The following is a 26154-nucleotide window of genomic DNA, read 5'->3' as shown; positions in this document are numbered from 1 at the left end:
CCCCCTTCTTCCAGGAGCGTTGGAGCAGGGACAGCGAGAATCGAGCCAGGATGGCGTCTCCGGGAAGAAGGGGGCACAAGCAGGGCGGGATCGAAGCACCGCAAAGACGCAGGGCTTTAGCCGGCATTGAGCGAGCGGGCGATGAAGCGGTCGATTTCCCTTTCCAGGATCGGCAGCGGCAGGGCGCCGTTGGCCAGCACGGCGTCGTGAAACGCCCGCACGTCAAATTCCGCGCCCAGGGCGTCTTCGGCCCGCCTGCGCAATTCCTTGATCTTCAGTTCGCCGAGTTTGTAGCCCAGGGCCTGGCCAGGCCACGCGATATAGCGGTTGATTTCGTTTTCGACGTTGGTCAGGCTGAGCGAAGTGTTGTCCGCCAGGAAGACGACCGCCTGGTCGCGCGTCCAGCCCTTTGCGTGAATTCCGGTATCGATGACCAGCCGGCAGGCCCGCCACATTTCGTAGCTGAGCCGGCCGAAATGCTCGTATGGGGTCGTGTAAACGCCCATTTCGATGCCCAGCCATTCGGTGTAGAGCGCCCAGCCCTCGACAAACGCGGTGAATCCCAGCGTGCGGCGGAATTCCGGGACGTCCTCCAGTTCGCGCGCCAGCGCAATCTGCAGGTGATGGCCCGGAACCGCTTCGTGGACCGTCAGCGCGGGCAACTCGTAGAGCGGGCGCTGGTCCAGCGCGTACGTGTTCAGCCAGTAGTAGCCGCCGCGATTGCCGCCGCGGGGTGCGGACCAGTAGCGGGCGGTGGTTCCGGTCGGCGCCATTTCCGCGGGCATGGGCATGATGCCGTACGGCGTGCGCGGCAAGAGGTTGAACCAGCCCGGCAGAATGCCGTCCACCTTCTTTGCGATCCGCGACGCATGGCCAATCAGCTGTTCCGCGGTCTCGGCGTAAAAGCGCGGGTCGGTGCGCAGAAACGTAACGAACGCATCAATGCCGCCCTCGAATTGAAGTTCCTCGACGATGGCAAGCATTTCCAAGCGGATGCGCGCCACCTCGGACAATCCGATTTCATGGATTTCATCCGGGGAAAGATCGAGCGTAGTCATGGCGCGTATCCGCTGCCGGTAGTATTCCGCTCCTTCGGGCAACTCCGAGGCGCCGATACTGTCGCGAACGTGCAGGCGGTACTCCGTGTCCAGAAAACCCGCCAGCCGTCCCAGCGCCGGTAGCACCTGCCCGCCGATGACCTCGCGGGCTTCCGTCTCGAGCCGCGCGCGGTCTGTCTCGCTCAGCGAATCGGGCAGGCGCCTGAATGGTGCGAAAAAGGCGCTTTCGCCGACCGCCTTTCCGGCCGGCGCGGTTACCGTAGGCAGCACGCTTTCCAGCGCCACACGCGGCGCGACGAACCCGTCGGCAAGGCCGGCGCGCATGTTCTCGATGTTCTGATCCACGTAGCGGGGGATTGCCCGCAATCGCTGCAGAAAATCGTCGTAATCGCCGAGCTTGCGAAAACTGACGCTGTCCGCGGCGCGCAACAGGCCGGAATGAAAGCCGCTGTCGGCGATAAAGGGTATCCGCTCCGGGTAGAACGACGCCGACTCGATGCGGTTGCGCAGCATCCACTCGAAGAGTTCCCGGTCCATCCTGCGTTCCGCAGGGAGCGCATCCAGGTCGATCCCGTTCAGCCGATCAAGGAATGCAGCCGATTGCCGCCTGCGGCGCTCGATATCGTCGAGCGAAACTCCAGGCAAACTCCCGTTGTAGTCGCTGACGCCCATGGAGGTGGCCAGCAGGGGGTTCTCGCGCAGCCGGGTCGCCCACTCTTCCGCGAACAACTCATCCAGTTGCTGTTCCGCCGTCGCCGGCTGAGCGCCGGCAGGAACAAAGCCCGCCATCAACAGGATCGCCAGAATACAGATCGGACCGGCTGCTGTTCGCATGCGTTTACTCCTCTTGCTGCGTCGAGGGCGAGACGCCCTCGCTCCCGGCCTCATCTCTCTCTATAGACGATGCGCCCTTTGCTCAAATCGTAGGGGGTCAATTCCACCGTTACCCGGTCGCCGGTAAGTATGCGGATGTAGTGTTTGCGCATCTTGCCGGAGATATGCGCCATCACCAAGTGGCCGTTATCGAGCGTGACGCGGAAAGTCGTGTTGGGCAGGGTCTCGGTGACTACCCCCTGAAACTGTATCGGTTCCTGCTTCGCCACTGAGCCGCTACCCTGCCGGTGCGCCAAATCGCCGCGCGGACCTCACTGGTCCTCCTCGGCCATCTGGCGCTCGTCCACTTCCAGCGCCAGTCCCTCGCCCGATTCATCGAGTTGCACCAGCAGGCGCCCGCCCTGCTGCAGGTCGCCGAACAGCATCCGCTCGGCCAGCGGCTTCTTGATGTGCTCCTGGATTACTCGCGCCATGGGTCGGGCGCCCATTTTACGGTCATAACCCCGCCTGGCAATCCACTCCCGGGCCTCGTCCTCCAGCACCAGGGTCACGTTCTTCCCCTGCAATTGCGCCTCGAGCTCCAGCACCAGCTTCTCGACCACGCGCAGCACCGAATCGTGCTCCAGCGCCGCAAACTGAATAACGCCGTCGAGGCGGTTGCGGAACTCGGGCGAGAACATTTTTTCAATCGCCGACATGGAGTCGCTGGAATGGTCCTGCGGCGTAAAGCCCATCGACCCGCGGGCCGCCTCGCGGGCGCCGGCGTTGGTGGTCATGACCACGATCACGTGATTGAAATCGGCCTTGCGGCCGTTGTTATCGGTCAGCGTGCCGTGGTCCATGACCTGCAACAGCAGGTTGAACACATCCGGATGCGCCTTCTCGATTTCATCCAGCAGCAATACCGAATGGGGATGGCGGGTGACGGCCTCGGTGAGCTGTCCGCCCTGATCGAAGCCCACGTAACCCGGAGGCGCTCCGATCAGCCGCGACGCCGTATGGCGCTCCATGTACTCCGACATGTCGAAACGCAGCAGTTCCAGGCCAAGGCAGTAGGCGAGCTGGCGCGTCACTTCTGTCTTGCCGACGCCGGTGGGACCGGAAAACAGGAAGCTTCCGACCGGCTTTTCGGCTTCGCGCAAACCGGACCGGGCCATGCGTATCGCCGATGACAGCGCATCGATGGCCGGATCCTGACCGAAGATCACGCGTTTCAGATTGCTCTCCAGCTGCTCCAGCAACTCGCGGTCGGAGGCCGAGACGGTCCGGGGCGGTATGCCGGCCATCTGCGCCACCACCGCCTCGACCTGTCCAACGTCCACGATCAGTTCCTCATCCTCCGCGGCGTTCAGTTTCAGCCGCGCTCCCGCCTCATCGACCACGTCGATGGCCTTGTCCGGCAGGCAGCGGTCGCCAATATGGCGGTCCGAGAGCTCGGCGGCGGCGCGCAGGGCGTCGTCGTCGTAGCTGGTCTTGTGATGGTCCTCGAAGCGGCTCTTGAGCCCGCAGAGGATTTCGTAAGTCTCTTCGACGGTGGGCTCCGGAACGTCGATCTTCTGAAAGCGCCTGGCCAGCGCCCGGTCGCGCTCGAATACGCCGCGATACTCCTTGTAGGTGGTGGAGCCGATACAGCGCAGATCGCCGTTGGCCAGCACCGGCTTGATGATGTTCGAGGCATCCAGCATACCGCCGGAAGCGGCCCCGGCGCCGATCACCGTATGGATCTCGTCGATGAACAGGATGGCTCCTTCCTCTTCGGCAAGTTCGTTGACCAGCGCCTTGAGGCGCTTTTCGAAATCGCCCCGGTAGCGTGTTCCGGCCAGCAGCGCGCCCATGTCCAGCGCGTAGAGCGTGCATCCGTCCAGCGACGGCGGGACGTCCTCGCTCACCATCATCATCGCCAGGCCCTCGGCCAGCGCGGTCTTGCCGACGCCGGCGTCGCCCACGAAAAGCGGGTTGTTCTTGCGCCGGCGGCCGAGCACCTGCATGGCGCGCTCGATCTCGCCGGCGCGCCCCACCAGGGGGTCGATCTTGCCGTTGCGGGCGCGTTCGTTGAGATTGGCGGCGTAGGTCTCCAGCGCCCGTTTGCCGCGCGCGTCGGCGGCGTCTTCGGCCGGCTCGCCGGCGGGAGAGGCTTTGGCCCGCGAAATGCCGTGGGAAATGTAGTTCACGACATCCAGGCGTGTGACGCCCTGCCGATTCAGCTCGCTCACCGCGAAGGTCTGGTTCTCGGCGAACAGCGCCACCAGGACATTGGCGGAACTGACTTCCTTGACGCCGCTGTTCTGCACATGGGCCATGGCGCGTTTGAGTATCCGGTCGAAGGCGCGCGTGGGCCGGGTCTGCCGGTCCGCTTCCACGCCCAGAGTCGGCATGGTCTCCTCGAGATGCTCCTCCAGCGCCCGGGCCAGATCATCCACGTCGGCTTCACAGGCAGCCAGGATCTCCGTCACTACCGGACTGCTGGTCAGGGCCAGCAGCAGATGCTCCGCCGTCAGGAATTCATGGCGGCTCTCCCGCGCGCGCACCAGCGCGTTGGACAGGCAGATCTCGAGTTCGCGGCTCAGCATCTTGGTAGAACGTGGCTTGGAGCCAACACTAGGCCTTCTCGACCACGCACGCAAGCGGATGTTCGTGGCGGCGCGCGTAGTCCAGCACCTGGGCGGCGCGGGTTTCGGCGATCTCGAAAGAAAAGACGCCGCAGACGCCACGCCCCTTCATATGCACTTCCAGCATGATCCGGGTAGCCTTCTCGCGTCCGTAGCCGAACAATTTCTGCAACATCTGCACGACAAACTCCATCGGCGTATAGTCGTCGTTGAGCAGCACGACGCGATACAGTGATGGGCGCTCGACTTCCGGCGGCGCGACTTCGGTTTCCGGGGCGCTGCCGAAATCGGGCAGGCGATCCTTGTTGGTTGGCTTGTTCATTTCCGGTGTGCGGGATGATGCCTTTACGGCATCCGGAATGATGCCTTCAGGGCATCTGGAATAATGCCCTAAAGTTATCACAATCTCCCTGCAACAATGCGTCGCAAGCGTGGACATTTCGCATGACTTTCGAGAATAGCGGCAGACTTCTGTGGCGCCTGCCGGCACTCGCCCTGATGGGCGTGGCGGCGTGGCTACTGGTGGAAATCGCGTTGACGGCCTGGCGTATGACGCAGTTCGAACCTCCGACGGCAACAGGCATCCGGCCGGCGGCTGCAACGCGGGAGACCGGCGCGGGAGCGCCCGGCAGCAGCCTCTTCGGCCTGCCCGCTCAGCGCGGAAATGCAGGACAGGCACCGTCTGTCATTCGCAACGGCAACTTTCGTCTTACGGGCGTCGTGGCTAGCGCAAACAGGAGGCTGGCGCACGCCATCATCGAGACCGGCGGTGTTTCGGAGACCTATTTCCTCGGTGACACCGTGGCTTCCGGCATCCTTCTGCAGGAAGTGCGGCCGCATGAGGTGTTGCTTCGGCGCGGCGCCGAAACGCTCCGCCTCCCGCTCAGCGAATCGGGCATGACCGTGAGCGGGAGGCCGGCGCCGTCCGGCGCGGGCAGCATCGGCGATCAGCTGCTGGCGCTTCCGCGAGAGACGCTATCGCAATTGATCAACATGGATCCGATCATGGACGCCGACGGCGCAATGGAAGGCTACCGGCTTTCCCCCCGATCGCGCAGAGCATGGTTCGACAGTCTGGGGCTGGTCTCGGGCGACCTGCTGGTCGCGGTGAACGGCGTTTCCTTCGTCCCGGACAACCTGGCGCAGGCCCAGCGGGAAATGAGCGCCGAAGGCGATATGATGCTAACCATACTGCGCGACGGGGAGCAGTTGGAAATAGCCGTAGGAAGCGAAAACTTCGGCCTGCTGGCGATGTGAGGGTATGCAGATGAGTCCCATCCGAAAGAAACCTGTCCGGCGGTGGCCTGCGGCGGCTGTCCTGCTGCTCGCCGGCACGCTGGCGGCCCAGCAGGACACGGTCCGACTGAATTATCGCAATACGGACCTGCAGGAGGTCGTGGAGGCCGTCGCCGAAGCCACCGGCAGGAATTTCGTGATCGATCCCCTGGTGGGCGCCGACAGAAAGGTCAATCTGTTCGGATCGCAGCCGTTGTCTCCCGAGGCCTACTACCAGGCCTTCCTTTCCATGCTGAGCGCTCACGGCATCGTTGCCGTGCCCTCGGGGCCGGTCATCCGCCTTTCTCCGGACCGGACCATGCGGATCCTTGCCGGCGCCGGCCCGGAGTCATCGGCGAACGACGAACTTCAGACCCTCGTTCTGACCGTTACCAACGTGGACGCTCAGGGTCTTGTGCCGATCGTTCGCCCGATGATGTCGCCCGGCGCGCACGTGGCGGCCCACCCGCCGACCAACGTCCTGATCCTTTCCGACCGCGGCTCCAACGTGAACAAGGTGGCGCGCGTTATCGGGCGCATCGACCAGAAGAACGACCGGCCCGTCGAAGTGATTCCGCTGGAACACGCCAGCGCGCGGGACGTCGTTCGCGTTCTGAACGAAATGGCGGTGGGGGCGGACGCAGCCTTCAACCTGGCGGTGGCGGACGACCGCACCAACAGCGTGCTGCTGGGCGGCGAGCAGAATCGGCGCCTTGAACTCAGGGCCCTGGTCGCGCACCTCGATGCGCCTCCGGTAGAAGGCGGCGACACTCGCGTTCGCTACCTGAATTACGCGGATTCCGAGAACATGGCGGCGCAACTCTCGGCCCAGTTCCAGGATCAGGGCACCGGCGAAGAGCGGGTGCTGGTGACTGCCGACGTTGCGACCAACGCTCTGATCATGGACGCGCCGCCGGCCACCATGCGACAAATGCTCTCCGTTGTGGACCAGCTCGATATCCGCCGCGCGCAGGTGCTGGTCGAGGTCCTGATCGCCGAGGTCAGCGCGGATCGGGCCAACCAGCTCGGCGTCAACTGGGCGGCCTACGACCCTCAGCGCGTGCTGGGCAGCACCGATTTCCCGGCCTCGGGGACCAGCCTGCGCGAACTGGTGGCCGGGTCCCTTTCCGGCACCGATCAGGGACGGGCGGTGGCGGCGGAAGCGCTGGGCCCCGGCGCGGGCTTCGCGGTCGGGCGCGTGCGGGACGACGGACTGAGCTTCGCCGCACTAATCAGCGCCGTGGAGAACACCCAGGGTTCCAATATCCTCGGCACCCCGATGGTGGTTACGTTGGACAACGAGGAAGCCACGATCAACGTGGGTCAGAACGTGCCCTTCATCACCGGCAGCTACGCCAGTTCGGGCATCAACCCCAGCAGCGCGGACGGTCAGATCCGGCCGTTTACGACGGTGGGCCGCAATGACATCGGCCTCACGCTCACAATCACGCCGAGGATCAACCGGGGCGACGCGGTCCGGCTGGAGATCGACCAGACGCTGTCCGAACTGGCGCCATCGGTGGCGGGCGCCGTCGACCTGGTGACCAATACCCGCGAATTGACTACGGCGGTGATCGTCGAAGACGGCGGCACCCTGGTGCTGGGAGGGCTGATCCAGGACAAGATCCGGGAGAGCCGCCAGTCCGTGCCCGTGCTGGGCAGCCTGCCGTTGATCGGCGCGCTGTTTCGCGCCAGCGGCCAGACCCGCGAAAAGACCAACCTGATGCTGTTCATCCGCCCCACCATCCTGCGCGACTCGGCCCAGGCCGACGCCGCCACCAACGTCAAGTACGACTACCTGCGCCGCCAGCAACTCGCGCAGTCGTTCTCGGGGGGAAGCACGAAAATGCCCGAGCTTGAGGATGCCTTCGATCTGGGCGAAGAGGAGGAAGACAACGCCGGGACCGTAGAGGCCGACGGCTCCGATTCCGATTGAACGCACTGCCCTTCAGCTTCGCGCAGCGTCATGGAGTGCTGCTTGCGCCCGGACCGGATGGTGAACTGATCGCGCTGGTGCGGGCCGGCGCCGGGCTGGCCGGGCTGGCCGAGGCCGGCCGCGTCGTGCGCCGGTCCCTGCGGCCGAAACTGATCGACGCGGAAGAATTCGACCGCCGCCTGAGGGCCCGCTACGAGAGCGGCGCCGACAGCGCCCTGTCGATTGCCGAAGACCTGGACGAGGACACCGAACTGGGCGCGCTGGCGCGGGAGCTTCCGGCTCCTTCCGATCTGCTGGACAGCGAGAACGACGCCCCGATCATCCGGCTGCTGAACGCGGTGCTGGCGTCCGCGATCCGGACCGGCGCTTCCGACGTGCACCTGGAGCCGGGCGAGTTCAACCTGAGCGTGCGCTTCCGCGTCGACGGCGTGCTTCGCGAAACGCTGAAGCTCCGCCGGGGACTGAGCCCGCTGGTGATCTCCCGCGCCAAGGTCATGGCGGACCTGGACATCGCCGAGAAACGCCTGCCGCAGGATGGTCGCATTTCACTTCGTATCGCGGGCCGCGCGGTGGACGTGCGGGTTTCCACGCTGCCCGGCATCCACGGCGAGCGCGTGGTGCTGCGGCTGCTGGACAAGCAGTCCGGCAGGCTGGACCTCGAATCGCTGGGCATGGACGCGGGGACGCTGCAGCACATGGAGCAGCTCATTCAGCGACCGCACGGGATCGTGCTGGTCACCGGCCCCACGGGGTCGGGCAAGACCACCACGCTGTACGCCGCGCTGGACCGGATCAACGACAGCACGCGCAACATCATGACGGTGGAAGACCCGGTGGAGTACTACCTGGACGGCGTCGGCCAGACACAGGTCAACAACCGTGTGGGTCTGACCTTCGCACGCGGTCTGCGCGCAATCCTCCGCCAGGATCCGGACGTCGTCATGGTGGGCGAGATCCGCGACCTGGAGACGGCGGAAATCGCCGTGCGCGCCAGCCTTACCGGTCACCTGGTTTTCTCCACGCTTCACACCAACACCGCGGTAGGCGCGGTGACCCGCTTGCGCGACATGGGGCTGGAGCCCTTTCTGATTTCCTCCAGCCTGCAGGGCATCCTGGCGCAGCGACTTGTGCGCCGTCTCGATCCGAAAACGTGCGAACCCTATTCGCCGGGAGAATACGAGTGCGCGCTGCTGGAAACGAGCCCTGACGAGGCGCCGACGCTTTACCGGCCCGGTCCGGTCGCCACAGCCGATGGCGGCGGGTATCGGGGCCGCACCGGCATCTATGAGTTGGTCCGTGTCGACGACCGTTTGCGCAAACTCATACACGACGGAGCGCCGGAACAGCAGCTGGAGGATGAAGTCCGGAAGGATGCGCCGCCGCTTCGCTCCAACGGACTGGACAAAGTGCGTAAAGGCATTACCTCGCTGGAGGAGGTAATGCGCGTAACCAGCGAGGAGTAGGGCGGGTCCGCGGTGGCCCAATGGAGCTTCGCCGCGCTGGACGAGGGTGGCCGCCGCAGGCGCGGCACCGTTGAAGGAGACAACGCGCGTCATGTGCGCAGCCTGTTGCGCGAGCAGGGCTTGCGGCCGCTAAACGTGCGGCCGGCGGCGCCGGGCATCGCAAGCCGTTTCCGGCTCGGCCAGCGGCGCGCACTGGGCAGTGATGCCCTGGCGCAGCTGACCCGCCAGCTTGCCACGTTGCTGCGCGGCGGACTGCCGCTGGACGCGGCCCTGAACGCGCTGGCCGCCCAGCGCGCTCGCCACAGTGGAGTCCTTATGGGCGTGCGGGCCCGCGTGCAGGAAGGCTACAGCTTCGCCGAAGCCCTGGGCGCTTCGCGGCGCAGGTTTCCGGAACTGCTTGTCGCCACGGTCGGCGCCGGCGAGCGGATCGGCCGCCTTGAAGAAGTGCTGGAGCGGCTGGCCGAACACTTTGAGAAACGCCAGGCGTTGCGCCAGCAGGTACGGGCGGCGCTGGCCTACCCGATGGTACTCACCGTCTTCAGCCTGGCGATCGTCAGCCTCATGCTGGTCTATGTCGTGCCGCAGGTCACCCCGGTATTCGTCGACAGCGGCGTGGAGTTGCCGCGGCTGACGCGCGTGCTGATTGCAGTAAGCGATTTCGCCCGCGCCTGGGGCTGGCTGGCACTGCTGGCGGCGGCCGCGGGCTGCGGCCTCCTCGCTCGCTCGCTGCGCCTTCCCGCGGCGCGCCTGAGGCTGCACCGGCTGCTCCTGCGCACTCCGCTGTTCGGCGCACTATCGCGCGAACTGAATTCGGCCCGGCTGATGCAATCGCTCTCCACGCTTACCGATGCCGGCGTCTCCGTCTGGGAGTCCTTGCGGGTGGCCGCGCGCATGCTCACCAATCTGCCCATGCGCCAGGCCGCGATGGACGCGGCCCGGGAAGTCAGCGAAGGCAAGCCGGCCGCCGAGGCGCTGGACCACCACGGGCTGTTTCCGCCGCTCTGCATCCAGCTTATCGCCAGCGGCGAGGCCAGCGGCGAGCTGCATCAACTGCTGGGCCGCGCAGCAGAAACCCAGGAACGGGAGCTGTCGGCGCGCATCAACACCCTTACTTCGCTGTTGCAACCGGTACTGATCATGCTGGTGGGCGGATTCGTGCTGCTGATCGTGCTGTCGATACTGATGCCGATCTTCGAAATGAACCGCCTCATCGGCCAGTAGCCCGGGAGCGAGGATCATGCCCTCGTTTCCCGGGGGCGTATGAAGGAGAGAGGGGTTCCTGACCGCGGCGTGCGAAATGCGCGGAGTAGCTGAAGGTTCCGGCAGGCCCGGGCGGGCTGGCCTACCGGCGCCGAAAAGAGTAAAGCGGCCGTGATCTGCTATCGCGGCCGCCTTACTTCGGTGAGATTATTTCTGCTGGTTTTCCTCGAACATGCGATCCATGCGTTCGCTGGTTGCGTCCGCCGAGGCGCTCGCCTCCGCCGCCGCTTCAGCCGCACGTTCGGCAGTCACGTTCGCCCGCTCCACTTCGGCAGCAGTCTGACGTTGAGCCGCTTCCAGATCGCCGATTCTGCCCTCAAGGGCAGACAGTCTGCTGCCCATCGCAGCAGCGCCGGCATCGATCTTGGCGGCCATTTCGTCCATGCCCGCGGTGCAGCAGCCGGACATGGCCACCGCGACCGCCGGTGCTCCGAGCAGAGCAACAACAAGTCTGGTCTTTTTCATGAAGGTCCTCGGGTTCTCGGCATGTAAAGCGCGCCTGTATCCAGCGCGCCCGCGTATATTCGCCCAGCCCGCCGGAAATTGCAAGAGATCGGGGTATTTCCGAGGCTGAAAAACCCCGGTCGGAACGCCCGGCGGACAGCCCCTCTCAGCCCCCGCCGGCAGCGGCCTGAACCGGCTCCCGGGAGGGGGAAATCGGCGTGGGAACGCCCCGGCGCTCGATCAGAACCCGGCGCATCGCCTGCACGTCCAGAACGACCCGCGCCGCCTGCGCCGAAGCCCTGATCCGCTCGATCAGACTGCCGGTTTCTTCCGCCCCGCGGTCCTCCAGCGCAGGATGCGCCTCCAGGTACAGCCGGCCGTCGCGCCAACCGATCTTGACCGGCTGATTGACGATGGTCACCGGCAATCCGGTGGGAACCTGCGGAAACAGCCACTCGATGTCTTCCGGGAGCATCCGCAGGCAGCCGTGCGTCACCTGCATGCCGACCCCGCGCGGCTTGTTGGTCCCGTGGATCAGGTAACCCGGCGCGGAGAGATTGATCGCGTAGTCGCCCAGGGGATTGTCCGGCCCGGGCGGTACGACCCGCGGCAGGACCTCGCCATCGGCAGCGTACTCGGCGATGATGGACTTGGGCGGACGCCAGGTGGGACGGGTCCGTTTGCGCGTGACTCTCCAGTCGCCCAGCGGGGTCTGCCAGTCCATGCGCCCGATACTGATCGGGAAGGTCGCCACCATTTCCTGCCCGTCCCGCTCATGATAGAAATACAGGCGGTACTCGGCGATGTTCACGACCACGCCGCGGCGACGTGCGTTCGGCAGAACGAAGGAAGTCGGCAGCAGGACCCGCGCACCGTCCCTGGGCACCCACATATCGACGTCGGGGTTGGCCTGCTTCATGTCGGAGAAACCCAGGCCGTTGCGCCGGGCCGCATCCAGCAGCGACTCGCGACGGTCGGCGGCGATCCAGTGCGATTCGCCCACGACGGTCGCGGTCGGCGACGGCAGCAGGAAAGTCTCCGCTTTTACGGGAAGGACGGCGAAGGTCCCGAGAGTCAGGAGCAACAGCCGTATAGACGTGATTCGCATCAGAACTGCATGAGGCCTGCGGCCCAGGTCAATCCTCCACCGAACGACACCATCATTATGCGCTGTCCGCGCCTGATTCGTCCATCCCTTACCGCCACGTCCAGGGCCAGCGGGATGGAGGCCGCTCCCGTATTCCCGTGGTCCTGCACCGTAAGAACCACGCGTTCATCAGGCAGGCTCAGGCGTTTGCCGATGGCCTGAATGATGCGCAGGTTGGCCTGGTGAGGGATCAGCCAGTCGATTCCGCCGCGATCCAGGCCGTGCCGCTCCAGCAACTGGTCCACGGTCCTTCCCATCGTGCGAACGGCGATCTTGAACACCTCGTTGCCCTTCATCCGCACCGCAAGGCCGCCATCGCCCAGTTCCGCGGGATTGCGGGAAACGCCGGCCCGGCTGCGCAGGATATCCACATAGTTGCCGTCCGCGCCCAGAATGAAGCTCATTATTCCCGGTTCTTCGGCCGGCTCCAGCACCACTGCGCCCGCCCCGTCTCCGAAAAGAACGCAGGTCGAGCGGTCGCTCCAGTCGGTAATGCGGGAAAGCACCTCCACGCCCACGACCAGGGCCTTGTTGGCCCGGCCCAGGCGGATCATCCCGTCCGCGAGGCTCATGCCGTAAAGCCAGCCGGTGCAGGCCGCTTCGCAACTGAAAGCGGCGCAGGGCGGGATCTCCAGAGCCTGCTGCACCAGGCAGCCGACGTTGGGAAAAACCAGGTCCGGCGTGGTTGTGCCCACGACCACCAGGTCGATCTCGTCCGGTGAGCAATTGGCGGCTTCGAGCGCGGCCCGCGCCGCCGGAACGGCCAGATCGGAACTGGCCTGTTCATCGGCGGCCATATGCCGCCGTTCCATTCCGGTGCGCGTGCGTATCCATTCGTCGGTCGTATCGACCATCCGCTCGAGGTCCTGGTTGGTGAGCACTCGTTCCGGCAGGTACCTTCCGGTGCCCGCGATACGAGAATGTCTCAGACCCGCTATGCCGCCAGGTTGCTCCATACGCCCTGGATCCGCTCGTTCAAACCTTTCGCTACCTCGCGCATGGCCAGCTGTATGGCCTGCTGCCAGCCGACCTCGTTGCTGGCGCCATGGCTCTTGATCACGATGCCGTTCAGCCCCACCAGGGCCGCCCCGTTGTGGCGGTTCGGATCCAGCCGTTTCTTGATGGTGTAGAGAAAGGGCCAGCACGCCAACCCGTAGGCGCGGCTGAGCCATCCGGTCTGGAAATACGACTTCATCTGCGCGTACACGAACTGCGCCGAACCCTCCATCGTCTTGAGCGCGATATTTCCGGTAAATCCTTCGCACACCACGACGTCGGCGCGGTGCTTGAACACGTCGTTCGGTTCCACGAAGCCGTGATAGTTGAGGTGGCTGTCGCTGAGCAGGGCGCCGGCCGCCTGCACCGTCTCTATGCCCTTGATGTCCTCTTCGCCATTGTTCAGCAGACGGATCGCGGGGTTCTCGACATTGTTGATCGAGGCGATCACCGAACCCATCACCGCGAACTGCAGCAGATGGGTAGGCGTGCACACGGGGTTGGCGCCCAGATCCAGCATGTAGCAGGCGCCGCTGAGCGTCGGCAGGGCGACCAGGATGGCCGGCCGGTCGATTCCGGGAAGCATCCTGAGGATCAGCCGTCCGATCGCCATCAGGGCGCCGGTGTTGCCGGCGCTCACACAGGCCTGCGCCTCGCCGGAACGGGCAAGTTCCAGGGCCACGCGCATCGAGGAGCGCTTCTTGCGTCGCAGGGCCTCGGAAGGCGTGTCCTCCATCGACACGACCTGATCGGCATGGTGAATCTCCACGCGCCTGGACTCCTTGCCCAGCCGGCCCAGGTTGCGCCGCACGGTATCCGCGTCGCCCACCAGGATCAAACGCAATTCCTCGCGGCTGCGGAGCATTTCCAGGCTGCCCCGCACCGCCACGGCCGGACCCAGGTCGCCGCTCATGGCGTCCACTGCTATGGTTACGAGCTTGCTCATGGCAAACGCCGGGCCGGCGCAGGTCGAACGACCGCTGCCTTGAAAATCACGATCGCCGCAGCCCGGCGCTAACGCGCGGGCTCAGCCTTCCATCTCCTCCTCATCCGCCTCCGGGGGCGGCGGAATGATCTCGCGCCCCCGGTAGAAGCCGTCGGGCGCAATATGATGGCGGCGGTGCAACTCGCCGGTCTCGGGATCCATGGAAAGAGTCGGGCGCCCGAGCGCGTGATGCGACCGGCGCATGTCCCGGCGTGAGCGCGATTTACGGTTTTGTTGAACTGCCATTGTCATACCCCTTGGAACAGGCCCAAAGTGCGGTTAAATCTACTCTTGCCGAAGCAAAGCCCCCAGGCCGGCCAGCGGCCGGCTTGCACCCGGCGATGAGTGGGTTTCCGCTTCCCCCGAGACCGTACACCCATCGTGTACGGGCGCCAGGGGCAAGCTGGTCAATATCTCATCCTCCAGTATTGTACCCAGCGCCAGCCCTACCGGGCCGGCCACCACTGTGTCGTAGGGCGAAGCTACTTCTCTGATCTCGTTTTCGCCGGCCACGATAGTGAGCTTGCAATCCACCTCGACAGGCAGCCGAACCGGCGCCAGGCAGCGCTGGCACTTGAGCTTGAGCGCGCCAGCGGCTCGCACGCGCACCAGCGGAAAGCCCTCCAGCCCCAATTCGAACGACCAACTCGCGTGCAGCCGCTCGGCCAGCCCGCTGCTCCGACACAGATCGGCCAGACGTGCGGAGTCGCCTACGGCAAACGTGGTTTCTACGCTATGGCGGCGGCCGGCCCACTCACGCAACTTTCGAAATGCAATGACGTTACGCTGAATCACACTGAGGCCCCTGTCCCGGAACTTCGGGAAATGACGAAGGAAGCGCGGGCCGCTATCATAGGAAGCTGTCTTTACGCTGTCAATTCAGCGGGTTATTTGAATGGCTTCAAAGATCGTGCTGGCGACGCAATCACCTTACAAGCGCCAGTTGCTTTCACGGCTGGTCGGCGATTTCGTTACCGACCCCTCCGGTATCGACGAAAGTCCGCTGGCCGGCGAAAAGCCGCGCGAGCAGGCGGCGCGGCTGGCCGAGGCGAAGGCCCGCGAGGTCGCGACGCGCCATGCCGGCACGTGGATCGTCGGCGCCGACCAGCTGGCCGAACTGGACGGCCGCGCCGTGGGCAAACAGCCCACGGCGGAGCGGGCGCACGCGATGCTGATGTCACTCTCCCATCGGGCGCTCAGTTTCCACACGGCCGTGTGCGTCCTGGACCCCGCGGGCAATGCTCATGCCCATTCCGACCTCACGGTGGCGCGGTTCCGGCCGCTGGATCGGGCGCTGGTGGAGCGCTATCTGGCCCTGGATGAACCCTACGACTGCACGGCGGCGTTTCGCGCCGAGGGCGCGGGGCCGCTACTGCTTGAGGCGCTTGAGACGGCCGACCCCACCGCCATCGTCGGCCTGCCGCTGATCTGGCTGGCCTCGGTCCTGCCCCTCGACTAGTCGTTGGCCCGCGAGGGGCGGTAGCCGGAAACGATGGGGTAGCGCCAGTCGCGGCCGAAGGCGCGCCGGGTCACGCGCACGCCCGGCGGCGCCTGCCGGCGCTTGTATTCGCTCAGGCGCACCCGGTCGAGCACCTGGCGCACGACGCCCGGCTCGAACCCCCGCTCTGCAATGTGCTTCACCGAAAGGTCTTCCAGCATCAGCGCGTCCAGCACCTCGTCCAGCACCTCGTACGGGGGAAGCGAGTCGCTGTCGAGCTGCCCCGGGCGAAGTTCCGCGGTGGGCGGGCGATCGATGACGCGCTGCGGTATCGCCGGCGACAGCGTGTTCCGGTAGCGCGCCAGACGATATACGCGGGTCTTGGTGCAGTCCTTCAGCGGAGCGAAACCGCCCGCCATGTCGCCGTACAGCGTCGCGTAGCCCACCGCGTACTCGCTCTTGTTGCCGGTGGCCAGCACCAGGCGCCCCTGCTTGTTCGATATCGCCATCAGCAGCATGCCGCGGCAGCGCGACTGGATGTTTTCCTCGGTCACGTCCTCGGGAAGACCCGCAAACAGGTCCGCGAGCGTGCCGCGCATCGCCTCGACCATCCCGGAGATGGGCAGCACTTCGTATTGCGCGCCAAGGGCTCTCGCCTGACTTTCGGCCTCCTCGAGGCTCAATGGCTGCGTGTAGCGATACGGCATCATCACCGCAAGCACGCGGTCCGCGCCGAGGGCGTCCACCGCCAGTGCTAGCGTAAGCGCCGAGTCGATCCCGCCCGAAAGTCCCAGCACGACGTTCTCGAAGCCGCTCTTTCGCACGTAGTCGCGAACCCCCGCAACAAGGGCGCGGTAGACCTCCTCGTCTTCGGGCATGAAGGCGGCCAGGTCTCCCCGACGCGGCCGCGCGGGCTCTCCGTCGGAGAAGTCCAGCCGGCAGTACCACAAGCCTTCCGTAAAGGCCTCGCCGCGCACGCAGGGCCGGCCCGAGCCGTCGATCACACAGGAGGCGCCATCGAATACCAGCTCATCCTGTCCTCCCACCTGGTTGACATAGGCGAAGGGCAAGCCGGTCTCCGAGGCGCGCCGCGCCAGCAGCTTCTCGCGCTCAGGCTGCTTGCCCAGCTCGTACGGGGAGCCGTTCGTTACCACGATCAACTGGGCGCCGCCGTCCGCCAGGCGCCGGGGCACTTCGGGTTCCCATACGTCTTCGCAAACCGCAAGGCCCAGCCGCAGCCCGTCCAGGTCCACGCAGTCCGCTTCCGTGCCCGGAGCAAAGTAGCGCCGCTCGTCAAATACGCGATAGTTGGGCAGCACGTTCTTGCGGTGCAGGTGAAGCCGGCGGCCTTCGGCGAAAAGAGCGGCGGCGTTGAACCACCGGCCGTCCTCCCGGTGCGGGTAGCCGATCACGACCGCAATGCCGCGCGAAGCGTCCCGGACCCGCCGGATGCCGGCGGCGAGATCCTCGCGCAGACCCGCATGAAACAACAGGTCTTCCGGGGGATAGCCGCACAGGGCCAGTTCCGAAAACGCAACCAGGCCGGCTCCGGCCGACCGCGCCTCGTCGATCGCGTCCAGAATGCGCGCCGCGTTTCCGGGCACGTCTCCCACCAGGAGGTTGAGTTGCGCAAGCGCGATCTTCATGGCGCTCTGATCCCGCCTTTCCTCGCCCCCTCCTTCCGGGAGACGCATGAATCCATCCATGGAGCTTGCTCCGGCATCCCTGCCTCCAATACTCCCGGAAGGAAGGGGCGAGGAAAGGCTAAGGCCGGAGGAGTGATACGCAAGGGAGCTTTGTGCTAGGAGAGCGCCTTTGCCATGGTGGCGCCGATCTCCGCGGGGGAACGGGTCACGGCTACCCCGGCGGCCTGAAGCGCCTCGTACTTGGCTTCCGCAGTGCCCTGCCCGCCGGCGACGATCGCGCCCGCATGGCCCATACGCTTCCCGGGAGGCGCGGTCACGCCGGCGATATAGGCCACGACCGGCTTGGACACCTCGCTCGAGATGTACTCGGCGGCCTTCTCCTCGTCGGTGCCGCCGATCTCGCCCACCATGACGATTCCCTCCGTCTCCGGATCCCGCTCGAACATCTCCAGACAGTCAATGAAATTCAATCCGCGCACGGGATCGCCGCCGATGCCGACGCAACTCGTCTGCCCCAGGCCGTGCGCGGTGGTCTGGTGTACCACTTCGTAGGTGAGCGTTCCCGAGCGCGAAATGATGCCGATGCGCCCCGGCTCGTGGATAAAGCCGGGCATGATGCCCAGTTTGCACTGTCCGGGCGTGATCACGCCCGGACAGTTGGGCCCGAGCAGGCGGCAATCAAAGGACTTCAGCGCCGCCTTGATGCGCACCATGTCAAGCACGGGAACACCTTCGGTAATGCAGACGATCAGGCGGATACCGGCATCGGCCGCGGCCATGATCGCATCGGCGGCGGCGGGCGCGGGGACGAACACCAGGCTGGTGTCGGCGCCGGTCGCCCGTACGGCCTCCTCGGCCGTATCGAAAACCGGCAGTCCCAGGCATTCCTGACCGCCCCGTCCCGGGGTCGCGCCGGCAAGGATGCGGGTGCCGTATTCCAGGCATTGCTCGGCGTGGAAGCGGCCCTGGCGGCCGGTCAAACCCTGGCAGATCGCCCGCGTGGATGAATCGACCAGGATGCTCACGCCGCCATCTCCACGGCGATGCGCGCCGCATCCGCCAGATCCGAGGCCGCCGTTACCGTCAGTTCGCTCGCATCAAGCATGGCGCGCGCGCGCTCGGCATTTGTCCCCTCCAGGCGGGCGATGACCGGAACCTCCACGCTGGCCTCGCGCACGGCCTGCAGAATACCTTCCGCAATCACGTCGCAGCGCACGATGCCGCCGAAGATGTTCACAAGGATGGCGCGAACCCTGGGATTGGAGAGAATCAACCGGAAACCGGCCGCTACCCGCGCCGAATCGGCGGCTCCGCCGACGTCCAGGAAATTGGCCGGCTCGCCGCCCTGAAGCTTGATCAGGTCCATGGTGGCCATCGCCAGCCCCGCGCCGTTGACCATGCAGGCGATCGAGCCGTCCAGGGAAACATAGCTCAGGCCCACTTCCTGCGCGCGCCGCTCCAACTCGTCCTCCTGCCCCGGATCCCTAAGCCCGGCAAGGTCCGGCTGCCGGAACAGCGCGTTGTCCTCCACCGCGATCTTGGCATCCAGGGCCAGCAGCCTCCCCTCCCCGTTAACCACCAGGGGGTTGATCTCGATGAGGCTTGCATCGCATTCGTCGAACAGACGATACAGGGCGCCGGCCAGATCATGCATCTCCCGGGCCGCCGCATCCGCAAGTCCGAACACCTTGGCCAGGCGCCGGCCCGCATGGGGCATGATTCCCGTGGCCGCCCGCACCTTGACCCGAGCGATCTTCTCCGGCGTGATGCGGGCGACTTCTTCAATGTCCATGCCCCCGGCGGCGGACCCCACAAAACAGGCGCATTCGTCGGCCCGGTCGATCAGCAGGCTCAGGTAGAGCTCGCGGGCGATCGAACTGGCCTGCTCAACGTAGACCTTCTCGACCGGTAGCCCTTCCGGGCCGGTTTGCGGGGTAACAAGACGCGTGCCGAGCAGCCCTTCGGTGGCTTCCTGAACGGCTTCCGGCGAATCGCAGAGTTTCACGCCGCCGCCCTTGCCCCGCCCTCCGGCGTGCACCTGCGCCTTGACGACCCACTTTTCGCCGCCGAGTTCGCCCGCCGCGGCCGCGGCCTCCTCCCCCGAGGACGCTGCTAGCCCGGAGGCGACCGGCACGCCGTAGCGGCTCAAAAGCGCCTTTGCCTGGTATTCGTGCAGATTCACGCGGGCATTCTGAATCAATAGCGCAAAGCCGCGCAAGCCAAGTGCCGGCTTGGCACTGGAAATTGCGCTCAAACGCGGGCGAATTCGCGCTTGCGCGCGCCCTGGGCCTGACTTATTCTGGCGGCGTTTCGCGCAAAAGGACTGGATGCCATGCAACAGAGGTCACAAGGATTTACCCTGGTGGAATTGCTGATCGTCATCGCCATCATCGGCATTCTGGCGGCCCTGGCGATTCCCGCCTACCAGGACTACACGATACGCGCGCAGGTGCAGGAAGGTCTGGCGCTGTCGGTGCAGACGCGCAACGCCGTCACCGAGACTTATGTGGGGAGCGGCGGCGGGCCGGGAAACCGGGAAGAAGCCGGTTTGAGCGCGGAAGCGGCGGATACGCAGGGACGTTATGTTGCGTCCGTGGACATCGTCGACAGCGAAGTGGTAGTCACCTTCGGCAACGAAGCCAATCGCATCATCAGGGACAAGGTGCTGTACCTCACGCCGTATGTGGCGGACGACGGCGCCACGCTGCTATGGAGGTGCGGCAACGCCCCGGCCCCGGAAGGGCAAGCGCTCGGCGCGGAGGAAGCCGCTACCGACCTGGAAAACTCCTACCTGCCGCAGTCCTGCCGCTCCTGATTTCCCTGGTCGCAGGACTGCACCGCCGCCATGGAACACGGCGCGCTCGGCAGCCCACTGAGCAAACGCCTGGTGGCGCTGGGCATAGTCGGACGCGACACGCTGGCATTGGCGGAACGGGAGCTGGGCGCCTCGGACGCGGGCCTCATCGCCTGGCTGGCTGAACGCGAGGAAGTCGACGCGGCGCGGCTGACCGGAGCGATCGCGCGCGAGTTCGGCCTGCCCCTGCTCGACCTGGACCGCCTGGCAGAAATGGCGCCGCCAGCCAGCGGAATTGATCACGACTTCCTGGCCTCGCATGGTCTGGCCGCCCTGGCGGCCGATGGGGACAGGCTGGTCCTGGGCCTGGCGGATCCGGCGCAGATCACGGTGCTCGATGAAGTGCGCCGACGCACGGGCCTCAAGCCCTGCGCCGTCGTCGTGGAGCATCGGAAACTGGCGGCGCGTTTGCGGTCGGCGGACGCGGGTCCGCCGGAGAGCGATTTGCTGGCGGACGAACTGCCGCCCATGGAGTTCGAGGCCGAAACGCCGCAGGAGGAAGACCCGGCCATCGTTGCCTCCGTTGACGAAGCGCCGGTTGTGCGCTTCGTCAACGGCATACTGCTGAACGCCATACGCCAGGGGGCGTCGGACATCCACTTCGAACCTTACGAGGACGAATACCGCGTACGCCTGCGCATCGACGGCCTGCTCAGGATCGCGGCACGGCCGCCGGCCGGGCTGGCGGCCAAGGTCTGCGCGCGGCTCAAGGTCCTGGCCCGGCTGGACATAGCCGAAAGGCGCGCGCCGCAGGACGGAAGAATCCGGCTGCGCCTGCCGAACCGGCGCAAGGTGGACCTGCGAATGAACACCCTGCCCACTCTCTACGGGGAAAAGGCCGTGGTGCGGATCCTGGATTCGGGCGCGGCGCTGCCGTCATTGGATGAACTGGGCATGACCGCGCGGCAGCAAGCTCACTTCCTCGCCGCGCTGGATCGCCCCCAGGGAATGATCCTGGTCACCGGACCTACCGGCAGCGGCAAAACCGTGACGCTGTACGCGGCCCTGGAACGCCTCAACGTGCAGGAACGCAACATCAGCGCGGTCGAGGACCCCTGCGAAATCCAGCTTGCCGGCGTCAACCAGGTCAATGTGAACCGGGCCGCCGGGCTGACCTTCGCCAGTGCACTGCGGGCCTTTCTGCGGCAGGACCCGGACGTGATCATGGTGGGCGAGATACGCGATGCGGAAACCGCCGCCATCGCCGTGCGCGCCGCCCAGACCGGCCATCTCGTGCTTTCCACGCTGCACACGGAGGACGCTCCCGCCTCGCTGACCCGCCTGCGCGACCTTGAGGTCCCGCCCTACGCGGCCGCCTCGGTCCACCTGATCGTGGCGCAGCGCCTTGCCCGGCGGCTGTGCCCCGAATGCCGGCAGCATTATTCGCCGGGCGAGACGGCGCTTCGCGGGCAGGACGTCGGCGAGGACATCCTGCCCGCCGGCGCCCGGCTCTACCGCCCCTCCGGCCGGGGCGCCTGCCGTCAATGCGCCGACGGTTACCGCGGCCGCGTGGGGGTGTTCCAGGTCATGCCGATTTCGCCGGCGCTGCGGCACCTGATACTGGACGGCGCTCCGATTGCCGCCATAGAAACCCAGGCTCATGGCGAAAACGTCTCCACGCTGCGCGAATCCGGACTGCGGAAAGTCCGTGACGGCGTTACCAGCCTTGAGGAAATCAACCGCGTGACCACATCCGGCACAGGCGCCGCGCCTGGCGCCGACAAGCCCTGATTGAAATGGCAAGGAGCACCTATTCCTGGGAAGGCCGGGCGCGCGACGGACGGTTGCTCAAAGGTTCGCGGCGCGACATCAGCGCGGCGAACGTCCGCGCGGAACTGCAACGCGACGGCGTCACACCCATCAGGGTGCGCGCCGCGCGGCCAAGCCGCAGTCAGCGCCGCTCGATCAAGCCGGTGGATATCGCATTCATGGTGCGCGAACTCGCCACCGTGCTCCAGGCAGGCCTGCCGGTTGTCCAGGCGCTGGATATCACCGCCGAAAGCCAGCACCAGGTCCGCATGCAGGAATTGCTGGAAACGCTCTCGCGCGAGGTCGCCGCAGGCAACCCGCTCAGCGACGCCCTGAGGCGCCACCCGAAGCACTTCGGCGGGCTCCACGTCAGCCTGGTGGCGGCGGGCGAGCGCTCGGGACGCCTCCCGAATCTGCTGGCCAACCTGGCCACCTGGCTGGAGAGGCGCGAGCGGATACGCAAGAAGATGTCTTCCGCGCTGAGCTATCCGGCGGCCGTTCTGGGGATCGCCGCCGTCGTGGTCGGACTGATGCTGATCTACGTCGTACCGGAATTCGAGCGCATGTTCGCCGGATACGGGGCCGGACTCCCGCCGCTCACCCGTCTCGTGGTCAGCCTTTCCGAACGTCTGCGCGAAGATGGTCTTGCCTGGCTGATCGTGACCGGCTCGGCCGTCCTTTTTCTGGCGTGGCTGCGCAAGCGCCTGCCCGGGTTGCGCATGCTGGAGGACCGGCTCAAGCTGTGCCTGCCGATGCTGGGTGGACTTTTCGCCCGCGCGGCTCTGGCGCGATTCATGCGCACGCTGGCGACCCTGCTGGACGCGGGCCTGCCGGCGATCGAGGCGCTGGACGGAGCCGCGGGCGCCTGCGGTAGCCGGGTTTACGAATCGGCCATTCGGCAGGCCCGGGACGACGTGGAGACGGGCCAGAGCCTCACGCGCTCAATGGCCTACGTACAGGCGTTACCGCCCGCACTGATCCGGATGCTGGGCGTGGGGGAGGAAACCGGGCGCCTGAGCGAAATGTGCCGCCATCTGGCGGAGCGCTACGAGGAGGAACTGCAGGCGTCCGCCGACCGCCTGGGCGCGCTGCTGGAACCGCTGCTCATGGCGATACTCGGCGTCCTGATCGGGGGGCTTGTGCTGGCCATGTATTTGCCGATTTTCCGGATGGGATCGGTGATATGAGCGGGCCGGGAGCGACAGTCCTGCGGCCGCAACCGCACCTCCCCTTCCGGAACACGCCGGCAAGCACGTCCCTGTGGGCTCTCCTCAGCCATCCCTGGCTTCGGAAGGTTCCGGAAGGGGAGGTGCGGTTGCGGCCTTCAGTTGTCGGTGCGGGGATAATTCAGGGCGAACGCCATTGCTAGAGGGGCGGGATAGAACCTTGTACTGGAGTTTTCAGATTGGGCAAACGGCCCCGGCATGGACGGCGCTCGTTGCGGTCTTCGCCGGGCTGGTCCTGGGCAGTTTCGCCGGCATGCTGGTCTATCGGCTGCCGCGCGGCCTGGCGCTCGACAAACCGGGATCTTTCTGTCCCGGATGCCGGACGCCGATCGGCGGGCGGAGCAATATTCCGCTGGTGGGCTTTCTCCTTCGGGGCGGTCGCTGCGCGCATTGCGGCGGGCGTATTCACTGGCGGTATCCGCTCAGCGAACTTCTTTGCGCACTGCTCGCGCTGGCCGCATGGTATGCGTTCGGGGCCTCGCCGGAAGCGATCGCGACACTCCTGTTCTGTGCGGCGCTGGTGGCGTTGGCGCTGATCGACGTCGAGCACGGCCTGCTGCCCGACCGCCTGACTCTGGGCCTTCTGTGGGCCGGACTCGCGTACAGTCTGGCGCCGAAATCGGGCGGCGGGGCTGCGACTGCCCTGCTGCCCTTTCCCGGCCCCGGGCAGGCGATCGCCGGCGCCATCGCGGGCTACGCGTTCCTCTGGTTATTCAATCGCGCCTGGCGAACACTGCGCAAGAGGGACGGGCTGGGCCTCGGCGACTGTAAACTGCTCGCCGCAATGGGGGCATGGCTCGGACTCAACGGACTGCCGCTGGTGATCGTGCCGGCGGCCGTCGTCGGCGCACTGAGCGGGCTGCTCATGATTGCCCTGGGACGCGCTTCCCTGTCCCAGCCTATTCCGTTCGGCCCGTTCCTGGCGGCCGGCGGCGTGTTTGCGCTCTTCCTGGGACCGGACATGGCCCTGCTGCCGGGATTGGCCGGCGCCCCGGGCCTGACCGGATCATGAAGACGCGATTCACCGTGGGGCTCACGGGCGGAATCGCCAGCGGCAAGAGCCTGGTCGCGGACCGACTGGCCTCGCTGGGGGCGGCGGTCGTCGATACCGACGTCATTTCACGCGAACAGACTGCAGCCGGAATGCCTGCCCTCGCGGAAATCGCCCGTCAATTCGGCGCGGACCTGATCCGCGCCGACGGCACGTTGGATCGCGCGGGGCTTCGCGGGCAGGTCTTCTCCGACCCGGCCGCGCGAAAACGCCTCGAAACCATCCTGCACCCGCGCATCCGCAAGGCTGCCTGGGAGCGCGCCGGCACGACCGCGGGACGCTACCTCGTGATGGTCGTTCCGCTGCTCGTTGAAACCGGCTTCACCGACGGGATCGACCGGGTGCTGGTTATCGACGCGCCGAGGAAACTGCAAATCGGACGCCTGCGGGAACGGGATGGCGTTACCCGTGCCCAGGCCATGGCCATTCTTGCATCGCAGGCAAGCCGGCGGCAGCGCCGCGCCACGGCCGACGACGTCATACTCAACGACGGAACGCGCCGCCGGCTTATCGCGAAAGTGGACGAACTCCACGCCCTGTATCTGAGGCACGCGGAGGTCTTGGCCAAACACTAGCGCCGTGGCGCTGAAGAGCGTTTGCGCGATAACATTGACGGCAATGGCGCTGCCGCTCCTCGAATGAACGATTCCTTCGGTCCGCACTCCTCTACGGTCATCCTGTACGAGTTCCCCCTGCGCGACGCCACCCGGCTGCTTCTGCGCCTGGAGGTTCTCGACCAGCAACTGAAGCACGCTCGCGGCTACAGCGGTCGGGAGCGGAACCGGATTGCCGCGCATGCCGTATTGAGCGCGCTGGATCTGGTATTCCGCGAGGACTTGCGCGCTCAACTCCTGCAGCAGATCTATTACCTGCAACGCAACTACGAAATCCTGCGCGCCCACGAAGACATCCATCAGGAAGGATTGCAGGCGACTCTCGCGGAACTGGAGGAGTTCCGCGAGGAATTGTCGCAACTCAAGGCCAATGAGGTCAGGACGCTGCGTTTCGACCCCCTGATCAGCGCGTTGCGCCAACGCGACTCCGTGACCGATGCGGCAATGGCCGTGGACCTGCCGATGTACCAGTGGTGGCTGAGTTCCGGACCGGACCGGCGCCGCGAGGACATCCAGCGCTGGACCGAAACCTTCAAGCCGCTGATGGACGCAAACCGCAGGTTCCTGGCGCTGCTGCGCCAGCGCGGCGAGTATCGCGATTGCTCGGCCAGCAGCGGAGGTTTCACGGCCTCCATTACGCGCGGCCATGAACTGTGGATGGTTCGAGTTGCGGTGCCGGCGGACGCCCCCTGCTTTCCGCAGGTCAGCGGGGCTTCCGACAGCAGCAAGATTCACGTGCGATTCTTCAAGACACCCCCGGGGAAGGATGCTTCGGAACCTTACCGGGCGGATTTTTCCTTCAGGCTCGCGGTCTGCTGAATCAGCAATTCGACCAGCGGGCGGTCCGCCGGCAGGAATCCCATGCCGCCGAGGTTTTCGGGAAACTCCCAGCAGAGTTCCTGCCCTTCCCGGCCGCCGGGACTGCCGTCGTAGTCCTCGACCGCGAAGAAATGAAGCTCGACCAGGCGGTCCGGATACTCCTGTTCGTAGTTCATCAGCTCGGTCGACCGGCGAACGGATATCCCGAGTTCCTCGTGGAGTTCGCGGTCCAGCGTCCGGCGCGGCGTTTCGCCCTGCCTGACCTTGCCCCCGGGAAATTCCCAGGCGCCGGCCATGTGCTTGCCCCGCGGGCGGCGCGCAACGAGCACGCGGCCGTCTTCCCGCCGAATGACGCCTGCGGCTACCGTGATCCTAGTGTGCATAATGGAAGGAACACATCCTGCTACGAGTACATGGAGAAAGGGCATGCAGCTTAACTTGAGTGGCCATCATCTGGAGATCACACCGCGCACCAGAAAGTACGCCAGCAACAAGTTCAAACGCATCAAGCGGCATTTCAGCCGGGTCACGCAGATTCACTGCGTATTGTCGGCGGAGAAATCGCATTACAAGGCCGAGGCCACTGTTCATCTCAGCCAGGGCCGTTTGTACGCCGACGCGGTCCGGCACGACCTCAGGGCGGCCGTGGATGAACTGGTTGACAAGCTGGACCGGCAGGTTCGGCGCCACAAGGAGAAACTTGTCGACCATCGCGCCCGGGAAGCGCCGCACCACGGCCTGAACTGACTG

The 26154-nt window shown here is 65.9% G+C and carries 26 protein-coding genes; 12 read left to right on the top strand and 14 right to left on the bottom strand.

All coding sequences use genetic code 11. The annotated features are described in order from the left end of the window. Window positions 1–116: 116 nt before the first annotated feature. Genes F4Y72_04995 through clpS form a run of 4 tightly spaced genes read right to left on the bottom strand, consistent with a single transcriptional unit; the run spans window position 117 to window position 4823 of the window. Window positions 117–1946: a DUF885 domain-containing protein gene (locus F4Y72_04995; protein MXZ27643.1), complete on the bottom strand. Its 1830-nt coding sequence runs from the start codon at window positions 1944–1946 to the stop codon at window positions 117–119. Next, window positions 1943–2161 (bottom strand): translation initiation factor IF-1, encoded by a 219-nt coding sequence (gene infA / locus F4Y72_04990; GenBank protein ID MXZ27642.1) that lies wholly within the window; start codon window positions 2159–2161, stop codon window positions 1943–1945. The genes F4Y72_04995 and infA overlap by 4 nt, the downstream gene beginning before the upstream one ends. A 42-nt stretch (window positions 2162–2203) precedes the next feature. Then, entirely contained in the window at window positions 2204–4462 is a 2259-nt protein-coding gene (clpA, locus tag F4Y72_04985; GenBank protein MXZ27641.1) for an ATP-dependent Clp protease ATP-binding subunit ClpA, read from the bottom strand. A gap of 28 nt (window positions 4463–4490) precedes the next feature. Continuing rightward, window positions 4491–4823: an ATP-dependent Clp protease adapter ClpS gene (gene clpS, locus F4Y72_04980; protein MXZ27640.1), complete on the bottom strand. Its 333-nt coding sequence runs from the start codon at window positions 4821–4823 to the stop codon at window positions 4491–4493. Between the two features lie 122 nt (window positions 4824–4945). Between clpS and F4Y72_04975 the strand changes: the two genes are divergently transcribed. The 4 genes from F4Y72_04975 to F4Y72_04960 are packed head-to-tail and all read left to right on the top strand — an operon-like array spanning window position 4946 to window position 10396. After that, window positions 4946–5758 carry a hypothetical protein gene (locus F4Y72_04975; GenBank protein ID MXZ27639.1) on the top strand — a complete coding sequence of 271 codons (813 nt, stop codon included), beginning with the start codon at window positions 4946–4948 and terminating at the stop codon, window positions 5756–5758. A gap of 4 nt (window positions 5759–5762) precedes the next feature. Then, window positions 5763–7712 (top strand): type II secretion system protein GspD, encoded by a 1950-nt coding sequence (gspD, locus tag F4Y72_04970; protein MXZ27638.1) that lies wholly within the window; start codon window positions 5763–5765, stop codon window positions 7710–7712. Continuing rightward, window positions 7709–9175, top strand: a complete 1467-nt coding sequence (gspE, locus tag F4Y72_04965; protein ID MXZ27637.1) for a type II secretion system protein GspE — start codon at window positions 7709–7711, stop codon at window positions 9173–9175. The genes gspD and gspE overlap by 4 nt, the downstream gene beginning before the upstream one ends. Window positions 9176–9187: 12 nt before the next feature. Next, window positions 9188–10396: a type II secretion system protein GspF gene (locus F4Y72_04960; protein ID MXZ27636.1), complete on the top strand. Its 1209-nt coding sequence runs from the start codon at window positions 9188–9190 to the stop codon at window positions 10394–10396. A 186-nt stretch (window positions 10397–10582) separates the two neighbouring features. Here F4Y72_04960 and F4Y72_04955 read toward each other — a convergent pair whose 3' ends face one another. From F4Y72_04955 to F4Y72_04930, 6 genes are all read right to left on the bottom strand, one after another. Then, window positions 10583–10900 carry a hypothetical protein gene (locus tag F4Y72_04955; protein MXZ27635.1) on the bottom strand — a complete coding sequence of 106 codons (318 nt, stop codon included), beginning with the start codon at window positions 10898–10900 and terminating at the stop codon, window positions 10583–10585. Window positions 10901–11045: 145 nt separating this feature from the next. Further along, a complete protein-coding gene (locus F4Y72_04950; GenBank protein ID MXZ27634.1) occupies window positions 11046–11987 on the bottom strand; it encodes a L,D-transpeptidase family protein in 942 nt (313 codons plus the stop codon). After that, the gene (locus F4Y72_04945) at window positions 11987–12955 is read right to left on the bottom strand and encodes a ketoacyl-ACP synthase III (protein ID MXZ27633.1); all 969 of its coding nucleotides are present in this window, start codon (window positions 12953–12955) and stop codon (window positions 11987–11989) included. Before F4Y72_04945 ends, F4Y72_04950 begins: the two co-directional genes overlap by 1 nt. A gap of 5 nt (window positions 12956–12960) precedes the next feature. Beyond that, the gene (gene plsX, locus F4Y72_04940) at window positions 12961–13968 is read right to left on the bottom strand and encodes a phosphate acyltransferase PlsX (protein MXZ27632.1); all 1008 of its coding nucleotides are present in this window, start codon (window positions 13966–13968) and stop codon (window positions 12961–12963) included. Window positions 13969–14049: 81 nt separating this feature from the next. Then, entirely contained in the window at window positions 14050–14253 is a 204-nt protein-coding gene (gene rpmF, locus F4Y72_04935; GenBank protein ID MXZ27631.1) for a 50S ribosomal protein L32, read from the bottom strand. A gap of 39 nt (window positions 14254–14292) precedes the next feature. Then, window positions 14293–14886: a hypothetical protein gene (locus tag F4Y72_04930; protein MXZ27630.1), complete on the bottom strand. Its 594-nt coding sequence runs from the start codon at window positions 14884–14886 to the stop codon at window positions 14293–14295. Between the two features lie 16 nt (window positions 14887–14902). Between F4Y72_04930 and maf the strand changes: the two genes are divergently transcribed. Then, a complete protein-coding gene (gene maf, locus F4Y72_04925) occupies window positions 14903–15466 on the top strand; it encodes a septum formation protein Maf (GenBank protein ID MXZ27629.1) in 564 nt (187 codons plus the stop codon). Here maf and F4Y72_04920 read toward each other — a convergent pair. The 3 genes from F4Y72_04920 to sucC all read right to left on the bottom strand — a co-directional run bounded on the left by F4Y72_04920 (window position 15463) and on the right by sucC (window position 19273). Beyond that, window positions 15463–17139 carry an NAD+ synthase gene (locus F4Y72_04920; protein ID MXZ27628.1) on the bottom strand — a complete coding sequence of 559 codons (1677 nt, stop codon included), beginning with the start codon at window positions 17137–17139 and terminating at the stop codon, window positions 15463–15465. The two genes, maf and F4Y72_04920, sit on opposite strands and share 4 nt — an antisense overlap. Before the next feature lie 107 nt (window positions 17140–17246). Then, window positions 17247–18116, bottom strand: coding sequence for a succinate--CoA ligase subunit alpha (gene sucD / locus F4Y72_04915; protein MXZ27627.1), 870 nt, complete (start codon window positions 18114–18116; stop codon window positions 17247–17249). Then, entirely contained in the window at window positions 18113–19273 is a 1161-nt protein-coding gene (gene sucC, locus F4Y72_04910) for an ADP-forming succinate--CoA ligase subunit beta (GenBank protein MXZ27626.1), read from the bottom strand. The genes sucD and sucC overlap by 4 nt, the downstream gene beginning before the upstream one ends. A 150-nt stretch (window positions 19274–19423) precedes the next feature. On the opposite strand from sucC, the gene F4Y72_04905 reads away from it, so the two are divergent. The 6 genes from F4Y72_04905 to zapD all read left to right on the top strand — a co-directional run bounded on the left by F4Y72_04905 (window position 19424) and on the right by zapD (window position 25404). Further along, window positions 19424–19906 carry a pilin gene (locus tag F4Y72_04905; protein MXZ27625.1) on the top strand — a complete coding sequence of 161 codons (483 nt, stop codon included), beginning with the start codon at window positions 19424–19426 and terminating at the stop codon, window positions 19904–19906. A gap of 30 nt (window positions 19907–19936) precedes the next feature. Next, entirely contained in the window at window positions 19937–21676 is a 1740-nt protein-coding gene (locus F4Y72_04900) for a type IV-A pilus assembly ATPase PilB (protein MXZ27624.1), read from the top strand. 5 nt (window positions 21677–21681) lie between these two features. Beyond that, a complete protein-coding gene (locus F4Y72_04895) occupies window positions 21682–22881 on the top strand; it encodes a type II secretion system F family protein (GenBank protein MXZ27623.1) in 1200 nt (399 codons plus the stop codon). Window positions 22882–23173: 292 nt separating this feature from the next. Next, window positions 23174–23932, top strand: coding sequence for a prepilin peptidase (locus F4Y72_04890; protein ID MXZ27622.1), 759 nt, complete (start codon window positions 23174–23176; stop codon window positions 23930–23932). Continuing rightward, window positions 23929–24546: a dephospho-CoA kinase gene (locus F4Y72_04885; GenBank protein ID MXZ27621.1), complete on the top strand. Its 618-nt coding sequence runs from the start codon at window positions 23929–23931 to the stop codon at window positions 24544–24546. Before F4Y72_04890 ends, F4Y72_04885 begins: the two co-directional genes overlap by 4 nt. A gap of 63 nt (window positions 24547–24609) precedes the next feature. Then, window positions 24610–25404, top strand: a complete 795-nt coding sequence (gene zapD / locus F4Y72_04880; GenBank protein MXZ27620.1) for a cell division protein ZapD — start codon at window positions 24610–24612, stop codon at window positions 25402–25404. Here zapD and mutT read toward each other — a convergent pair. Continuing rightward, complete coding sequence (gene mutT, locus F4Y72_04875; GenBank protein ID MXZ27619.1) at window positions 25365–25832, bottom strand: 8-oxo-dGTP diphosphatase MutT; 468 nt, start codon at window positions 25830–25832, stop codon at window positions 25365–25367. The two genes, zapD and mutT, sit on opposite strands and share 40 nt — an antisense overlap. On the opposite strand from mutT, the gene raiA reads away from it, so the two are divergent. After that, window positions 25831–26151 (top strand): ribosome-associated translation inhibitor RaiA, encoded by a 321-nt coding sequence (gene raiA, locus F4Y72_04870; protein MXZ27618.1) that lies wholly within the window; start codon window positions 25831–25833, stop codon window positions 26149–26151. The genes mutT and raiA overlap by 2 nt on opposite strands. The last annotated feature ends 3 nt before the right edge of the window (window positions 26152–26154 follow it).

It is taken from the genome of Gammaproteobacteria bacterium, assembly GCA_009838035.1.
Classification (GTDB): domain Bacteria; phylum Pseudomonadota; class Gammaproteobacteria; order Steroidobacterales; family Foliamicaceae; genus Foliamicus.
This window is presented reverse-complemented; position numbering and strand designations above follow the sequence as displayed.

What these genes read in the sequence shown, in the direction of transcription:
- clpS (MXZ27640.1), bottom strand. Translation starts at nt 4,823, where the DNA reads ATGAACAAGCCAACCAACAAGGATCGCCTGCCCGATTTCGGCAGCGCC.
- F4Y72_04885 (MXZ27621.1), top strand. Translation starts at nt 23,929, where the DNA reads ATGAAGACGCGATTCACCGTGGGGCTCACGGGCGGAATCGCCAGCGGC.
- maf (MXZ27629.1), top strand. Translation starts at nt 14,903, where the DNA reads ATGGCTTCAAAGATCGTGCTGGCGACGCAATCACCTTACAAGCGCCAG.
- F4Y72_04905 (MXZ27625.1), top strand. Translation starts at nt 19,424, where the DNA reads ATGCAACAGAGGTCACAAGGATTTACCCTGGTGGAATTGCTGATCGTC.
- plsX (MXZ27632.1), bottom strand. Translation starts at nt 13,968, where the DNA reads ATGAGCAAGCTCGTAACCATAGCAGTGGACGCCATGAGCGGCGACCTG.
- gspD (MXZ27638.1), top strand. Translation starts at nt 5,763, where the DNA reads ATGCAGATGAGTCCCATCCGAAAGAAACCTGTCCGGCGGTGGCCTGCG.
- mutT (MXZ27619.1), bottom strand. Translation starts at nt 25,832, where the DNA reads ATGCCCTTTCTCCATGTACTCGTAGCAGGATGTGTTCCTTCCATTATG.
- rpmF (MXZ27631.1), bottom strand. Translation starts at nt 14,253, where the DNA reads ATGGCAGTTCAACAAAACCGTAAATCGCGCTCACGCCGGGACATGCGC.
- F4Y72_04920 (MXZ27628.1), bottom strand. Translation starts at nt 17,139, where the DNA reads ATGCGTCTCCCGGAAGGAGGGGGCGAGGAAAGGCGGGATCAGAGCGCC.
- F4Y72_04975 (MXZ27639.1), top strand. Translation starts at nt 4,946, where the DNA reads ATGACTTTCGAGAATAGCGGCAGACTTCTGTGGCGCCTGCCGGCACTC.
- F4Y72_04895 (MXZ27623.1), top strand. Translation starts at nt 21,682, where the DNA reads ATGGCAAGGAGCACCTATTCCTGGGAAGGCCGGGCGCGCGACGGACGG.
- F4Y72_04950 (MXZ27634.1), bottom strand. Translation starts at nt 11,987, where the DNA reads ATGCGAATCACGTCTATACGGCTGTTGCTCCTGACTCTCGGGACCTTC.
- F4Y72_04900 (MXZ27624.1), top strand. Translation starts at nt 19,937, where the DNA reads ATGGAACACGGCGCGCTCGGCAGCCCACTGAGCAAACGCCTGGTGGCG.
- F4Y72_04995 (MXZ27643.1), bottom strand. Translation starts at nt 1,946, where the DNA reads ATGAGGCCGGGAGCGAGGGCGTCTCGCCCTCGACGCAGCAAGAGGAGT.
- F4Y72_04955 (MXZ27635.1), bottom strand. Translation starts at nt 10,900, where the DNA reads ATGAAAAAGACCAGACTTGTTGTTGCTCTGCTCGGAGCACCGGCGGTC.
- zapD (MXZ27620.1), top strand. Translation starts at nt 24,610, where the DNA reads ATGAACGATTCCTTCGGTCCGCACTCCTCTACGGTCATCCTGTACGAG.
- raiA (MXZ27618.1), top strand. Translation starts at nt 25,831, where the DNA reads ATGCAGCTTAACTTGAGTGGCCATCATCTGGAGATCACACCGCGCACC.
- F4Y72_04890 (MXZ27622.1), top strand. Translation starts at nt 23,174, where the DNA reads ATGCTGGTCTATCGGCTGCCGCGCGGCCTGGCGCTCGACAAACCGGGA.
- clpA (MXZ27641.1), bottom strand. Translation starts at nt 4,462, where the DNA reads ATGCTGAGCCGCGAACTCGAGATCTGCCTGTCCAACGCGCTGGTGCGC.